16 protein-coding genes and 1 rRNA gene are annotated in these 15,131 nt (G+C 62.0%); 1 reads left to right on the forward strand and 16 read right to left on the reverse strand.

Annotated features, from left to right (window positions below):
* Both ABX74_RS15690 and murA read right to left on the reverse strand, forming a co-directional pair.
* A 16S ribosomal RNA gene (locus ABX74_RS15690) occupies positions 1-116 on the reverse strand; the annotation flags it as partial.
* A 617-nt stretch (positions 117-733) separates the two neighbouring features.
* The gene (gene murA / locus ABX74_RS15695) at positions 734-1,993 is read right to left on the reverse strand and encodes a UDP-N-acetylglucosamine 1-carboxyvinyltransferase (RefSeq protein ID WP_003941314.1); all 1,260 of its coding nucleotides are present in this window, start codon (positions 1,991-1,993) and stop codon (positions 734-736) included.
* 54 nt (positions 1,994-2,047) lie between these two features.
* Between murA and ABX74_RS15700 the strand changes: the two genes are divergently transcribed.
* On the forward strand, positions 2,048-2,620 hold the full coding sequence (locus ABX74_RS15700; protein ID WP_020908291.1) for a cob(I)yrinic acid a,c-diamide adenosyltransferase: 573 nt from the start codon (positions 2,048-2,050) through the stop codon (positions 2,618-2,620).
* Positions 2,621-2,630: 10 nt separating this feature from the next.
* Here ABX74_RS15700 and ABX74_RS15705 read toward each other — a convergent pair whose 3' ends face one another.
* The 14 genes from ABX74_RS15705 to prmC all read right to left on the reverse strand — a co-directional run bounded on the left by ABX74_RS15705 (position 2,631) and on the right by prmC (position 15,109).
* Complete coding sequence (locus ABX74_RS15705; RefSeq protein WP_029255703.1) at positions 2,631-3,053, reverse strand: DUF2550 domain-containing protein; 423 nt, start codon at positions 3,051-3,053, stop codon at positions 2,631-2,633.
* A 49-nt stretch (positions 3,054-3,102) separates the two neighbouring features.
* Positions 3,103-3,471, reverse strand: a complete 369-nt coding sequence (locus ABX74_RS15710) for a F0F1 ATP synthase subunit epsilon (RefSeq protein WP_019749170.1) — start codon at positions 3,469-3,471, stop codon at positions 3,103-3,105.
* Positions 3,472-3,477: 6 nt separating this feature from the next.
* Entirely contained in the window at positions 3,478-4,929 is a 1,452-nt protein-coding gene (gene atpD / locus ABX74_RS15715; protein ID WP_003941349.1) for a F0F1 ATP synthase subunit beta, read from the reverse strand.
* Positions 4,930-4,932: 3 nt separating this feature from the next.
* The gene (locus ABX74_RS15720) at positions 4,933-5,916 is read right to left on the reverse strand and encodes a F0F1 ATP synthase subunit gamma (protein WP_003941320.1); all 984 of its coding nucleotides are present in this window, start codon (positions 5,914-5,916) and stop codon (positions 4,933-4,935) included.
* Between the two features lie 48 nt (positions 5,917-5,964).
* Positions 5,965-7,608 (reverse strand): F0F1 ATP synthase subunit alpha, encoded by a 1,644-nt coding sequence (gene atpA, locus ABX74_RS15725; protein ID WP_019749171.1) that lies wholly within the window; start codon positions 7,606-7,608, stop codon positions 5,965-5,967.
* A 62-nt stretch (positions 7,609-7,670) separates the two neighbouring features.
* Positions 7,671-8,495: a F0F1 ATP synthase subunit delta gene (locus ABX74_RS15730; protein ID WP_003941304.1), complete on the reverse strand. Its 825-nt coding sequence runs from the start codon at positions 8,493-8,495 to the stop codon at positions 7,671-7,673.
* A gap of 5 nt (positions 8,496-8,500) precedes the next feature.
* Positions 8,501-9,061 carry a F0F1 ATP synthase subunit B gene (locus ABX74_RS15735; protein WP_003941337.1) on the reverse strand — a complete coding sequence of 187 codons (561 nt, stop codon included), beginning with the start codon at positions 9,059-9,061 and terminating at the stop codon, positions 8,501-8,503.
* Positions 9,062-9,068: 7 nt separating this feature from the next.
* On the reverse strand, positions 9,069-9,311 hold the full coding sequence (locus ABX74_RS15740) for an ATP synthase F0 subunit C (RefSeq protein WP_003941327.1): 243 nt from the start codon (positions 9,309-9,311) through the stop codon (positions 9,069-9,071).
* Between the two features lie 83 nt (positions 9,312-9,394).
* Positions 9,395-10,222, reverse strand: a complete 828-nt coding sequence (atpB, locus tag ABX74_RS15745) for a F0F1 ATP synthase subunit A (protein WP_020970049.1) — start codon at positions 10,220-10,222, stop codon at positions 9,395-9,397.
* A gap of 280 nt (positions 10,223-10,502) precedes the next feature.
* The gene (locus tag ABX74_RS15750; protein WP_019749175.1) at positions 10,503-10,973 is read right to left on the reverse strand and encodes a glycine zipper family protein; all 471 of its coding nucleotides are present in this window, start codon (positions 10,971-10,973) and stop codon (positions 10,503-10,505) included.
* 32 nt (positions 10,974-11,005) lie between these two features.
* Positions 11,006-12,193 carry a glycosyltransferase family 4 protein gene (locus ABX74_RS15755; protein ID WP_081341370.1) on the reverse strand — a complete coding sequence of 396 codons (1,188 nt, stop codon included), beginning with the start codon at positions 12,191-12,193 and terminating at the stop codon, positions 11,006-11,008.
* Positions 12,190-13,515, reverse strand: a complete 1,326-nt coding sequence (gene glyA / locus ABX74_RS15760) for a serine hydroxymethyltransferase (protein WP_047889190.1) — start codon at positions 13,513-13,515, stop codon at positions 12,190-12,192. Before glyA ends, ABX74_RS15755 begins: the two co-directional genes overlap by 4 nt.
* Positions 13,516-13,517: 2 nt before the next feature.
* Entirely contained in the window at positions 13,518-14,180 is a 663-nt protein-coding gene (locus tag ABX74_RS15765) for an L-threonylcarbamoyladenylate synthase (protein WP_003941345.1), read from the reverse strand.
* Entirely contained in the window at positions 14,177-15,109 is a 933-nt protein-coding gene (gene prmC, locus ABX74_RS15770) for a peptide chain release factor N(5)-glutamine methyltransferase (protein WP_019749178.1), read from the reverse strand. The genes ABX74_RS15765 and prmC overlap by 4 nt, the downstream gene beginning before the upstream one ends.
* Positions 15,110-15,131: the final 22 nt, after the last annotated feature.

Genomic DNA, 15,131 nt, shown 5'->3' on the forward strand with positions numbered 1-15,131 from the left:
CACGTGTTACTCACCCGTTCGCCGCTCGTGTACCCCGAAAGGCCTTACCGCTCGACTTGCATGTGTTAAGCACGCCGCCAGCGTTCGTCCTGAGCCAGGATCAAACTCTCCGTTGAAGACTCTAGATTTCGCAGGCAAGCCCACTAATCAGTCATAGACAAAAAGAGTCAAATCACTAGCAAAAAAACTCAACTAGCAAAAAATGTGTCGGCAACCATTCAGACGGAAGAATGAACAATCACCGACGAAAAATACTCACACCACACACAAACCAACCAAACCCCAAGAGGCGGTTGATCATTCGCGGATGTGAAGTACCAAAATAATTTTGGCACTGACATTCATCGACACACTGTTGAGTTCTCAAAGAACACGCACACACCATCACCACGACCCTATGGCCGCCGCTCCGGGGCAACTTTTCCAGCCTATCCCATCATGATCATCGGCGCAAACCGCTGAACATTCGGGGAAGAACTGGAGGTGAAGCACAACCATACACGATGGAAACTACTTCGAAATTTGGTCAGGCACTTCGTACAACCTCGTGTCACTCGCCGTGAAGGCGGGAGTCGGTGTCCGTGTCGCTCTGACTTGGAATAAGTTACGCGAACCTTCAATCAATTCACAAATCGCCTGGTCACAACACCGATTCACTAGCCAAGGCCAGGTCAGACAGTTAAGCCTTTCCGCCAATCGCGAATAGGCCCGAGTGTGACGCCGAGCACCGAACCTATTCGGAGCCCACCCGCTCGATCACTCCCCCGAGTCCACGAAGATTCTCGACGAAACGCGGGTACCCACGGTCGATGTGGAAGATGTCGTGGACTTCGGTGGTTCCGTCCGCGACCAACCCGGCAAGCACGAGCCCGGCGCCTGCCCGAATGTCCGAAGACCACACCGGCGCACTCGACAGCACTGGAACTCCGCGGATCACAGCATGGTGACCGTCAGTGCGCGCGTCGGCGCCCAGTCGGATCATTTCCTCGACAAATCGGAAACGCGATTCGAATACGTTCTCGGTGATCATCGACGTGCCCTCGGCAACCGCCGCCAAACCGATTGCCATCGGCTGCAGGTCGGTTGGGAATCCGGGGTAAGGCAATGTCGCGAAATTGACTGCTTTGGGCCGTTCACGCTGAATGACACGGAAACCGTCTACCTCGGGAGTCACCTCCGCGCCGGCTGTCCGAAGCTTGTCGAGGACCAACCCGAGATGCTTGTGGTTCACCCCGCGAACACGGACGTCACCCCTGGTCATGGAGGCAGCGACACCCCATGTTGCGGCAACGATCCGGTCACCGATGACACGGTGCGTAGTCGGTTCCAACTTGCGGACGCCTTGAATGGTGAGCGTCGAACTTCCGCCGCCCGATACCTTGGCGCCCATTTCGTTGAGCATGTTGCAAAGATCCACGATCTCGGGCTCACGTGCAGCGTTGTCGATCACCGTTTCACCTCGGGCGAGCACTGCTGCCATCAAGATGTTCTCGGTTGCACCCACAGACGGGAAGACCAGGCGAATGTTCGCGCCGTGAAGGTCGTCTGCCTCGGCAACGACACATCCGTGTTCGATTTCGCTACGCGCGCCCAACAGGCGGAGCCCGGATTGGTGCATGTCGAGTGGCCTCGAACCGATCGCATCGCCGCCAGGAAGTGCGACAACAGCGCGTCGACAACGCGCGACCAGCGGACCAAGCACACACACCGACGCCCGAAACTGCTTCACCGCGTCAAAATCAGCGTGATATTTCGGCTCGGCCGGCGTCGTGATCCGCACTTCGGAGTCTTCGAGTTCGACCTCGCAGCCCAGCCCTCGCAAGACGTCCGCCATCAGGGGCACGTCGAGAATGTCCGGGCAGTTGGTCACCACAGTGGTGCCTTCGGCCAACAGCGCAGCGGCCATCAGCTTCAACACACTGTTCTTGGCCCCTCCCACCAGTACTTCACCTTCGAGGCGGTTACCCCCGGTCACAAGAAAGTGCTCACTCACGGTTCACAGCCTAGAGCCACAACCTCGTCGGCACCGCGCCGGTACCGTAGCCCTATGTCTGTTCACCTGACGAAGATCTACACCCGGACCGGCGACGACGGGACCACCGGCCTCAGTGATTTTTCGCGAGTCTCCAAGAACGATCCGCGTCTGGTCGCCTACGCGGATTGCGACGAGACCAACGCGGCGATCGGTGTGGCCGTTGCCCTCGGCACACCCCCGGAGAATCTGCTCGCGATGCTGCGCCAGATCCAGAACGACCTCTTCGACGCGGGGGCCGACCTGTCCACCCCTGTCGTCGAGAACCCGAAGTACCCACCGCTGCGAGTGACTCAGGCCTATATCGATCGACTCGAAGGATGGTGCGATGAGCTCAATGAGCAACTGGCACCGTTGAATTCGTTCATTCTGCCCGGCGGAACTGCCCTGGGTGCCCTGCTTCACGTAGCAAGAACCGTCTCGCGGCGTGCGGAGCGTGCGGCCTGGTCCGCCATCGATGCGAACCCGGAAGACACCAGCGTCCTCCCCGCGAAATATCTCAACAGATTGTCGGATCTGCTCTTCATCATGGGAAGAGTGGCAAATCCTGAAGGCGATGTGCTCTGGAAGCCCGGCGCCGGGGCTTGAGCGGGACCGGTCAGGCGGTGCGTCGCCTACGGGCGCGCCCGTCCGGCCGTGATTCGACCCAGGACAGGAAAGCTGTCAATGCTCCACTGTCCAAGGCGATTTCGTAGGCCGACGATCCGTCGTTGACCTTGACCACGACGATGTCGTCGCTCATGATGTCGAATTCGGTACCCGAGGGAGAGCGACGGCTCTCGACCTCGATACCTTGACGATCAATCCTGGAGTCCGGGCCCGGCCGCAGACTCGACAGTTTGAAAAAAACGAAGGTACTTTCGCCGTAGCGAATGATTCCGTGACGCCACCCGCTGTCCCCCGGGGATGGCAGAACACGAAGCAGTGCAGCGGTACCGCCGCGACGTAGAACCAGCAGACGATACAGAAAAGCCGCGACGAGAACCGCGAGCAGCACAACCAGAATGATCAACACAGTCATTCCGAATGTCACTGTTCGTCGGCTCCCGTCGCGGCTTTACTCGAGTAACTTACGCGCGCTCGACGGCCCGGAGCTGACCCTTGGCGACCGCAATCGCTTCGAGGTCGCCCGAGTTCTCGGCCAAGACAGCCTTGGCTGCCTCGACGTCGATGTCCTGTGCCATGTCCGCGGACTCGGCAAGAATCGTCACCGTCGTCGCAGTGACGGAGAGGAACCCTCCGTGTACTGCAGCAACGATACGCTCGCCGTCGACCGGGGTGATCGACACGGTTCCGCCCTCGATCAGCTGGCCGAGGACCGGCTCATGCCCGGGCATGATGCCGATTTCGCCCTCAGTGGTCTGAGCGCTGACCAGCGTCGCCGAACCAGACCACAAGCGCTGCTCGACGGCAACGAGTTCTACGGTCATCTCAGCCATCGTGGACTACTTCCCGGCCATCTTCTTGGCTGCAGCCTCGACGTCGTCGAGTCCACCGCAGCTGTTGAATGCCTGCTCGGGCAGGTGATCGAACTCGCCCTTGCAGACGCGGTCGAAGGCTTCGATCGTGTCGCGGAGCGGCACGACGGAGCCGGGCTCACCGGTGAACTTCTCGGCAACGATGAAGTTCTGGCCGAGGAACTTCTGGATACGACGGGCGCGGCCGACGAGGACCTTGTCCTCTTCCTGAAGCTCGTCCATACCGAGGATGGCGATGATGTCCTGCAGTTCCTTGTACTTCTGCAGGATGCGCTTGACCTCGTTGGCAACGCGGAAGTGCTCGGCACCGACGATGCCGGGCTCCAGGATGCGGGAGGTCGAGCTCAGCGGATCCACAGCGGGGTAGATACCCATCTGCGAAATCGGGCGCGAGAGCTCGGTGGTGGCATCGAGGTGCGCGAACGTCGTAGCCGGCGCGGGGTCGGTGTAGTCGTCGGCGGGCACGTAAATAGCCTGCAGCGAGGTGATCGAGCGACCGCGGGTCGAGGTGATGCGCTCCTGGAGCTCACCCATCTCGTCCGCCAGCGTGGGCTGGTAGCCCACTGCCGAAGGCATACGGCCGAGGAGGGTGGAAACCTCGGAACCTGCCTGCGTGAAGCGGAAGATGTTGTCGATGAACAGCAGAACGTCCTGGCCCTGAACGTCGCGGAAGTACTCCGCCATCGTCAGTGCGGACAGGGCGACGCGCATACGCGTTCCGGGCGGCTCATCCATCTGGCCGAAGACAAGGGCGGTGTCCTGGAGGACGCCCATCTCTTCCATTTCCAGGTGGAGGTCGGTGCCCTCACGGGTACGCTCACCGACGCCTGCGAACACCGAGGTGCCCGAGAACTCGCGAGCGATACGCGTGATCATTTCCTGGATCAGAACGGTCTTGCCGACGCCGGCGCCACCGAACAGGCCAATCTTTCCACCCTTGACGTACGGGGTGAGAAGGTCGATGACCTTGATGCCGGTCTCGAGGATCTCGGTCTTACCTTCGAGCTGATCGAAGGCTGGTGGCTTGCGGTGGATGCCCCACTGCTCGCCGTCGCGGCCGAGGCCGGGGGTGTCGAGGCAATCGCCCAGGGCGTTGAACACGTGGCCCTTGACGACGTCACCGACGGGAACCGAGATCGGCTTGCCCGAGTCGGTCACTGCAGTGCCGCGGACGAGGCCGTCGGTGGGCTGCATGGAGACGGTGCGGACCAGGTTGTCACCGAGGTGCTGTGCAACCTCGAGCGTCAGCGTCTTGGCGACCGAGGGAAGCGTGATCTCGGCGTTCAGGGCGTTGAACAGTTCAGGAACAGCGCCACGCGGGAATTCAACGTCCACGACGGGACCGATGACCCGCACGACGCGGCCGGCTACGGCCGAAGCCGAACCTGCCCCGTTGTTTTCGGTTACTGCTGCGGTCATGTGCTAGTCACTTCCTGCGCTCGAGGCGAGCGCGTTGGCGCCGCCGACGATCTCGCTGATTTCCTGGGTGATCTGGGCCTGGCGAGCCTGGTTGGCCTGACGGCTCAACGTGTTCACCAGTTCGTTTGCGTTGTCCGTCGCGGCCTTCATGGCGGTACGACGGGCTGCCGACTCCGATGCCGCAGCATCGAGAAGCGACGAGAAGATACGAGTGCTGACGTACTTCGGGAGAAGAGCACCGAGAAGCTTCTCGGGCTCGGGCTCGAAGCTGAAGTCCGCGACGGGGCCATTGTCATGGTCGTCGTCGTGGCCGTTGGTCAGCATGTCGTCACCGAGTTCGATGCGCTCTTCCGACACGAAGACCTCGAGAGGAGCCATACGGCGAACCTCGGGAGTCTGCGTCAGCATCGACACGAAGCGGGTGTAGACGATATGGAGTTCGTCGACGCCCTCGATCGTGCCTTCACCGTTCGGAGCGGCAACCTGGTTACCCGAACCAGCCATGAACAGCTCCACCAGGTGGCGGCTGGCCTTCGCTGCATCCGAGTAACCCGGATCCTGCGAGAAGCCCGTCCACGCAGCACCGATGTCGCGGCCGCGGAACGTGTAGTAGCCGAGTCCCTTGGAACCGAGCACGTACACGACCGGCTCCTTGCCCTCGCTGCGGAGGAGAGCCATGAGCTCTTCTGCCTGCTTGAGGACGTTGGAGTTGTAGCCACCACACATGCCGCGGTCACTGGTGACAACGAGGACCGCAGCCCGCTTGGGCTCCGGGCGCTCGTTGAGCAACGGGTGATCGAGCGAAGCAGACGCACTCGCCAATTCGGTGAGTACCTTCGTGATCTCCTCGGCATACGGCTTGGACGCGGCGACGCGAATCTGAGCCTTGGTGATACGCGAAGTCGCGATCAGTTCCTGTGCCTTGGTGATCTTCTTGGTCGAGTTGACCGACTTGATACGAGACCGCAATTCGAGAATGCTCGCCATCGATCAATCACTCTCCCTTCGGAATTCGCAGTGTCATGGGCGCGTACGTCACTTGCTGACGGTCTTGCGCTTGACGTTGATCTGCTCGTTCTCGACCTCGTCGGCGCCCAAAGCGTCAGCCTCGGCCTCGTTCACGACCCGGCTTCCGTCGGATGCGATGAAGCCTTCCTTGAACTTGTTCGTTGCAGCGATCAGCGCAGCAGCGTTGTCGGCATCGAGTGCCTTACCGCCGTTGATGCTGGAGTAGACGCCAGCAGCCGAGTGCTTGAGGTCTTCGAGCAGTTCCTTCTCGAAGCGACGGACGTCACCGATCGGAACGCTGTCGAAGATGCCTTCGCCGGCGAGGTAGATCGAGACGATCTGGTCCTCGACAGGGATCGGGCTGTACTGATCCTGCTTGAGCAGCTCGACCAGACGGGCACCGCGCTCGAGCTGAGCCTTGGAGGCAGCGTCGAGGTCGGATGCGAAAGCGGAGAACGCTTCGAGCTCACGGAACTGAGCCAGTTCCAGACGCAGCGAACCGGAAACCTTCTTCATGCCCTTGGTCTGTGCAGCGCCACCGACGCGGGAGACCGAGATACCGACGTTGATCGCGGGGCGAACGCCCTTGTTGAACAGGTCGGACTCGAGGAACACCTGACCGTCGGTGATGGAGATGACGTTGGTCGGGATGTACGCCGAGACGTCGTTCGCCTTGGTCTCGATGATCGGCAGAGCCGTCAGCGAGCCACCGCCGAGTGCGTCGGACAGCTTCGCCGAACGCTCCAGCAGACGGGAGTGCAAGTAGAAGACGTCACCGGGGTAAGCCTCGCGTCCCGGCGGGCGACGCAGCAGCAGCGAGATGGCGCGGTACGCCTCTGCCTGCTTGGTCAGGTCGTCGAACACGACCAGAACGTGCTTGCCCTGGTACATCCAGTGCTGGCCGATGGCCGAGCCGGTGTACGGTGCGAGCCACTTGAAGCCTGCGGAATCAGAGGCCGGAGCAGCAACGATGGTGGTGTACTCCATCGCGCCCTTCTCCTCGAGGGCAGCCTTGACGCCCGCGATGGTGGAACCCTTCTGACCGATGGCAACGTAGATGCAGCGCACCTGCTTGTTGACATCGCCGGAATCCCAGTTGGCCTTCTGGTTCAGGATGGCGTCGATGCAGACCGCGGTCTTGCCGGTCTTGCGGTCGCCGATGATGAGCTGGCGCTGGCCGCGGCCGATCGGGGTCATGGCGTCGATAGCCTTGATACCGGTCTGGAGCGGCTCTTCGACCGGCTGGCGCTCGAGCACCGAAGCGGCCTGGAGCTCGAGTGCACGGTTCTCGGTGCTCTCGATCTCGCCGAGGCCGTCGATGGGCGCACCCAGCGGGTCGATGACGCGGCCGAGGAAAGCATCGCCGACGGGAACCGACAGAACGTCGCCCGTGCGCTTTACTTCCTGGCCTTCTTGAATGTTCTGGTAATCGCCAAGGATGACGGCACCGATTTCGGTGGCATCCAGGTTGAGCGCGACGCCGACGATTCCACCGGGGAACTCCAACAGCTCGTTGGACATAGCCGAAGGCAGGCCAGAGACGTGCGCAATGCCGTCACTGGTGTCGGTCACTGTGCCGACCTCCTCACGGGAGGCCTCCGGGGAGTAGCTCGCGGTGTAGTTGTCGATCGCGCTACGGATCTCGTCGGAGGAGATCGTCAGCTCCGCCATGTTTTTCCTGCTCTCGGTGTCTGGTCTTCGAAAAGATCTGGAGTATGTGTTCGGCTGAAGGACTACTTGAGGTTCTTCCGCAGTGCTGCGAGTCGACCCGCTGCGCTGCCGTCGATAACCTCGTCGCCCACCCGGACGACCAAGCCGCTGAGGAGTTCTGGATCAACCTCGACGTGTACTGCTACCGGCTTCCCGTAGGTGCGGGTAAGAGTGCTGGCCAAGCGATCCGACTGCTCCGAGCTCAACGCCGAGGCGCTGCGAACGTGAGCAACGGTGGTATCGCGCTGCGCTGCGGCAAGATTCGACAGCTGATCGAAAGTGTCTGCGGGTGCAGACTTCAACCGGCCGACGGCCTGTCCGGCGAGTGCCTCGGTGACCGCGGTGACCTTGCCGTAGAGCAAGCGGGAGAGGAACTCACGCTTGCGGGCTGCGGGAACCGACAGATCCGAGAGCGTCTGCTCCAGGCTGGGATCCCCTGCCACGATGCGACCGAGACGGAAGAGCTCGTCCTCAACGGTGTCCAACTGGCTCTGATCGGCTGCGGCGCGGAGCAGAGCTTCGCGTCCGAGCAGTTCGAGCGAGTTGACCAAGTCGCGGGCCGCAGACCAGTCCTGGCCTGCGGCTGCCTTCACGGTGGCGAGCGCCTCGGCGCCGACCTTTCCGGAGAACAACTGCTCTGCCAAAGCCTGGCGACCAGCGGCCGGTGCCGAAGCGTCAGCCAGCGCGCTGCGAAGAGCGCGCTGGCCGTCGAGTACCTCGACCACCGAGAAGAGCTCGGACCCAGCCTGAGCAGAAGCAGCAGTTGCGGCTCCTGCAGAGACGGCGCCCAGGGCACTGCTCAGCGCAGAACGAGTCTGCGCCAAGGCTTCACGGCTCGCTGCGTACATGTTGCTCACTTCCTGGCTGAATCAGCGCTGACGGTGTCGAGCTCGTTGAGGAAACGATCAACCGTTCCGGCGCGCTTCACGTCGTCGGCGAGAGACTCCCCGATGACCTTCTCGGCCAGGTCTACAGCGGTCTTGCCGAGATCCGAGCGGAGCTCAGCGACGATCTGCTGACGCTGGGCGACGAGCTGGCTGTGGCCTGCGGCCACGATGCGGTCGCTCTCGTCCTGCGCCTGAACCTTCATGTCAGCGATGATCTGCTGACCCTGGGTACGCGCTTCCTCACGGATCTGCGCTGCCTCGGTACGAGCTTCGGCGAGCTGCGCGCGGTACTGCTCGAGCGCGGCCGCTGCCTCTGCCTGTGCGTCTTCGGCTTTCTTGATGCCGCCCTCGATCTGCTCGGTGCGTTCGGCCAAGACCTTCTGGAACTTCGGAAGAACGAGCTTCCAGAAGACGAAACCAACTACTACGAGCGCGACCGCGGACCACACGATGTCGTATGTCTCGGGGATGAGGGGATTGTGTTCAGTCGTCCCCTCCGCCGCGAGAATTGCGATGGTGGCTGCCATGTCGGTCTTAGAAGATGAAGCCGGCGACGAGGCCGATCAGCGCGAGGGCCTCGGTGAATGCAATACCGAGGAACATGGTGGTACGAACCTGGCCGGCCATCTCGGGCTGGCGGACCATGCCTTCGATTGCCTTGCCCACAACGATGCCCACGCCGATGCCGGGGCCGATTGCTGCGAGGCCGTAGCCGATGGCTCCGTAGCCGCGCGACTTGGTCTCGACAACTTCCTGAGCGAGGTAAGCGATGCTCATGGTGTTCCATTCCCTTTCTGTTGACCTCCGCCGGATTCGGCAAGAGGCTCAGTTCTTGGTGTAGCTGGTGAGGAGGTAAAAGGTCAGTGCTCGTCGGCGTGGAGCGCCAGATCGATGTACACCGCGGTCAGCAACGCGAACACGTAAGCCTGCAGGAAGATGACCAGCAGCTCGAAGAACGTGAATGCGATACCGGCGATGATCGACGGAACGCCGAAGATCGCCTGGAATCCGCCGGACACGAAGAAGAAGTAGTTCGTCGCGCTGAAGAACAGCACCAGCAGGATGTGGCCGGCCAACATGTTGGCCATGAGACGAACCATCAGCGTGAACGGGCGCAGGATGAAGGTCGAGATGAACTCGATGGGCACCAACAAGAAGTGCAGGGGCAGCGGAACGCCGGGAACGACGATGCTGCTCTTGACGTACTTGAAGAAGCCGTACTTCTTGATTCCGACGTAGTTGAACACGATGTAGGCGAGCGCCGCGAGTACCAGGGGCATACCGATTCGTGCGTTCGGCGAGATGTTCAGGAAAGGAATGATGCTGGCCAGGTTGCTGGCGACCACGATGAAGAAGATCGTCGTGATGACCGGCAGGAAGCGCTTGCCCTGTTCCTTGCCCAGGATCTCCTCGGCGATGTTGATACGAACGAAGTCGAGCGCAAGCTCAGCGGCGTTCTGCATCCCACGGGGAACCAATCGAGGACTGCGCATCGCGATCACGAAGAAGGCTGCGACCAGCACCGACATCAGCAGACGAATCAGCATCAGACGGTCGAGCTCGAAGGGGCCCGCGTGAATCAACACGGAGGGCGGGAAAAAATCGTCTAGTGACGGCGCATGGAATTCATCCGCGGCCAGGGTGGTGACGCTCAGCGTTCTCTCCCGTAGTCGGTCCGCAGCCATCATTGACTGCGGTTCGATCGGACATTGACGATCTACAAGTCGACAAGTTCGACTCGCGCATTCGTCAGCAGCTGGAGAACCCTAGAGGGGCCTGGCGTCTGTCGGTGTCGGCGACTCTCGTCGACTCAGTGGTCAGAATTTCGACCACCTGCGAGCACATGGCATCGTCGGCTGAGTGTTACTCGGCCCACCATTGCTCTCGCTTGAACCGAACCTTATCAAGTCATCTACGACATTGTGTAGATGGGGTACCTGGAAGTCCGATTAGTTACCTCTTGTAGTACTACTCGTCGTCGTCGACGTTGCTGCTGGGAGTGGGATCGACGTACGGAGTTTTGGTTCCGAGAACGCCGTATGTCTCCGCACCGAGCACGACGACCAGCGACATGATGATGACCAGGACGAGAGCGGTCTTGTTGTAGAAATCCATGTCCGAGAGGACAAAGAGAACAACCATCGCGAGAATCATCTTCAGCAGCCACGTGCCGAGAAGAACTGCACCGGCCGTGAGCGCAGGCAACTTCGCTGTGAGCAGCACGCCCAGCGCCGTGAACAGGATGAACCCGCCGCCGACGGCTGCGCCGATCAAAGCGCCGTAGACGCCTTCCTTGCCGGCGAAGAGCCCGCCCAGGAGCGCGCCGACCACGGCCAGCGCGATCAGCCCCATCACACCCCACTTCACGGCCGACTTCATGGCGGCGGTCGAATCAGGGATGGGTTGCGAGGCAGGTACAGGCTGCGGCGTGTTCGTCACGATGCCCAAGGGTAATGGATCGGGAAACTTGGCTACCGACGCTGTTGCTTGCGATCGATCAGGGACGGCACCGCGGTGAAGAACAAGGCAATGACCAACCCGGCCGCAACCAGTACGACAACCAGCTGTCGATTGAGCAGCGAGGATCCGACGGCACCGAAAGCCAGAACGCTGACCCACAGGTAGATGACCAGCACAACCCGTCGGTGCGTGTGTCCGATTTGCAGGAGGCGATGATGCAGGTGCATCTTGTCCGGACTGAACGGACTGACGCCCGCTTTCGTCCGGCGGATCACGGCCAGGAGCATGTCCAGCATCGGGATGAACATCACAGCACCGACCAGCAACAACGGCGCGAGGAGGCCGACCAGGTCGCGGGTTCCGTAAGCAGTGAGCGGAATACGACCGGATGCACTGGTGGAGATCGCGGCAAGCATGAGACCGATCAACATCGACCCGGAATCGCCCATGAAAATGCGCGCTGGATTGAAGTTGTGCGGAAGAAAACCGAGACAAGCGCCTGCCAAGGCCGCCGCGATCATCGCAGGCGGGTAGACACTCGCGTCGCCGCCCTGATCGTGGAGCAGACCGATCGAGAAGATGAGGATCGCCAAGGCCGCGATGAGGCCCAAACCGGCGGCCAATCCGTCGAGACCGTCGACGAAGTTCATCGCGTTGATGGTCGCCACGGCGATAGCCACCGTGAACAGTCCCGATTGAATCTGATCGAGGATGATCGTGGACCCACCGCCACCACCGAAAGGGTTGTAGATGATGAACCAACTGACGCCCATCACCACAAGAACTCCGGCAGCAGTCACCTGACCCACAAACTTGGTGAGAGCGTCGAGACCCCACCTGTCGTCGATCACGCCCACGAGGACGATGACGGCGCCCGCTACGAGCGCAGCGTGTACATCTGGACTACCGAAGCCGAAACCTCTTGTGAGCGCCGGTAATTGCTGCGCGAACAGCAGACCGACAACCATGCCGATATACATTCCGACGCCACCGAGGCGCGGAATCGGCTCGACGTGAACGTCCCGATCACGCGGTATGGCGACGGCGCCGAACCGCAGCGCCAACAACCGGACTGCGCCAGTCGCAAGGTATGTCACTACCGCCGCCGTACACAGCACGAGCAAAAGTTCACGGATGGGCACACCCGCTCCCCCGCCACCCTGTGCCAGATATGTGGTCGCCTCGTACGAAGTGATCACTGCGCGAGATCACCCGTCCGGCGGGGATAGGCAGGTTTTGCCCGTACCAGTTCGCGAACGCCGTCGGCAACCGATGCCAACTCGGCCTCCCCTGACGTGGTGGCTGGATCCGCTACGACTGCACGCGCGATCAACTCCCCCACGATGCTCATGTCGGAACTGTTGAACCCCTGTGTCGTCACGGCCGCGGATCCGACGCGGATTCCGGACGTGACGGCCGGCGACTGCGGATCGAACGGAATCGCGTTCTTGTTGAGCGTGATCGAAGCCAGTCCGCACCTACGCTCGGCGTCGACTCCGGTGACACCGCTTGCGCGCAGATCGAGAAGCGCCAGATGCGTGTCGGTTCCACCGGAAACGGTGCGCAGGCCGCGAGCTTCCAACGACTGCGCGAGCGCCGACGCATTGGCAACCACTTCCTGTGCATACCAACGATATTCCGGCGTCGACGCTTCTTTGAAGGCAACCGCCTTCGCAGCGATCGCATGCATCATCGGGCCGCCTTGAATGAAGGGAAACACCGCGCGATCGACAGCCGAGGCATGCTCGCTGCGGCACAAGATCATTCCGCCGCGCGGGCCTCTGAGGACCTTGTGCGTCGTCGCGGAGACCACGTCGGCATACGGAACACACGACGGTATCGCCCGGCCTGCCACGAGTCCGATGAAGTGGGCGGCATCGACCCACAGGATCGCACCGACCTCGTCCGCGATCGACCGGAAGGCTGCGAAGTCGATGGTGCGGGAGTACGCGGTCGCGCCGGCGACGATGATTTTCGGCTTGTGCGCCAGAGCCAGGGTGCGAACCTCGTCGTAGTCGATCAATTCGGTGGCCGAATCGACGTGATAGGGAACGGTGGTGAACCACTGCCCCGAAAAGCTGACCCGAGACCCGTGAGTCAGATGCCCACCGTGCGGCAAACTCATCGCCAATACGGTGTCGCCGGGCTTGGCGAATGCGGCGTACACCGCGAGATTCGCGGTGGCCCCCGAATGCGGCTGGACGTTGACGTGCTCGGCGCCGAACAGTGCCTTTGCCCGGTCGATCGCCAGATTCTCGGCTACGTCGACGTACTCGCACCCGCCGTAGTAACGCCGACCCGGATAGCCCTCGGCGTACTTGTTGCTCAGGGTCGAACCCAAGGCAGCCAGTACCGAGGGGCTGGTGAAGTTCTCGCTCGCGATGAGTTGAAGCCCGCCGCGCTGACGCTCGAGTTCGGCCAGCGCAACAGCCGCGATCTCGGGGTCCGCCGTGGCAAGCTCACCGAAATCCGGTCCCCAATACGTGGATTCCCCCGCGCGCTCGCCGCCGGCGCCGACCATCGTTACGAAACTCCCTCTACGAGGCTTTCCGGACTGGTGCCCAATACCTCGGCGATGGATTCTGCCGAGACGGCACCCACTCGCAAGATACGCGGTGAATTGCCGGTCAGGTCGACGATCGTGGAAGCAACGGCGTGTTCGGCCTTGCCTCCGTCGAGATACACGCTGGCAGATCCGCCGAGCTGATCTCGGGCTTCCTCGACGGTAGTTGCCGGCGGACGCCCCGAAATGTTGGCGCTCGAGACGGCAAGCGGTCCGACATCGCGCAACAGTTCGAGGGCAACCGGGTGCAGCGGCATGCGGAGCATGACGGTTCCGCGGGTATCACCGAGGTCCCAGGCAAGTGAAGGCGCCTGCTCGACGACCAAGCTCAGTCCGCCGGGCCAGAACGCGCGGATCAGATCCCGCGCCTGGGGGCGCACGCTGTAGACGAGCCCGTCGATGGTGTTCCACGATCCGACCAGTACCGGGACGGGCATGTCTCGCCCGCGTCCCTTGGCGCGCAACAGACTCGTGACAGCTTCGCTGTCGAACGCGTCCGCGGCGAGTCCGTAAAGGGTGTCGGTAGGGAGAACTACGAGTCGGCCGGCCTTGAGCGCGTTCTTCGCGGCGGCCAAGCCTGCGGTTCGGGAATCTGTCTGACTGCAGTCGTACACGGTGCTCACTCAGCCATCCTTTCACTCTGCACTTCGGGCGTTCGATTCCGCTGCGCTTCCACGTCGGTGGCGACACGTCTGGCGACGACGAAACGCGGACGACCGGCAAGATCGGGATGCTGTGCAACGTCGCCGAACACCCGGCGCGCCGAGAACAGCGCAGCGACGCCGTCGCCGTTGGTGTCGTCGTGCTCGATGCCTGCCGCGCCGCCGATTCGAAGCCACCTCGCGATGTTGCTGATCATGGGTTTGATGACGGACAGACCGTCGGCGCCACCGAACAACGCGGTGTGCGGGTCGTAATCCATGACCTCAGGCTGCAATTGCGCGCCTTCGGGGATGTACGGCGGATTGGAAACAACCAGATCGACGCCGCCCTCGAGCCCTGGCAACAGGTTCCGATCGGTGACATCGCCCTGATGCAGATGGATCGGTGTATCACCGGCGGCCTCGCGGTCGGCAGCATTACGACGCGCCCACGCCAACGCGGCGGGCTCCTTCTCCACGGCGTGAACGACGGCGTCTGGACGGGCCTCGGCGATGGACAGCGCGAGTACACCCGATCCCGTGCACAGGTCCAGAACTACCGGCGGCTTGCTTCCGCAACCTTCGAGGAACGAGAGCGCCCAACCCATGAGCAATTCGGTTTCGGGCCGCGGAATGAAGACACCCGGACCGACAGCGACGTCGATGTTGCCCATCGATGCGACTCCGATGATGTGCTGCAACGGAATCCGCTTCACGCGTTGCGCAACCAACTCGTCGAACGCGGCGATGACCTCGGGATCGACCAACGGAATCAGACCGAGACGCGTGCGTTCGACGCCGAGCAGGTGGGATGCCAACAACTCGGCGTCGGTGCGTGGGCTGGGCACACCTGCGGCGTCGAGCTGTTTTGCAGCTTCGATCAGCGCCAAACGAAGTGGAAGTCGACTCACGGGTACAGCCTGCCACGCTCGA

Source organism: Rhodococcus sp. ARP2, assembly GCF_001029585.1.
In the GTDB taxonomy this organism is placed as follows: Bacteria; Actinomycetota; Actinomycetes; order Mycobacteriales; family Mycobacteriaceae; genus Rhodococcus_F; species Rhodococcus_F erythropolis.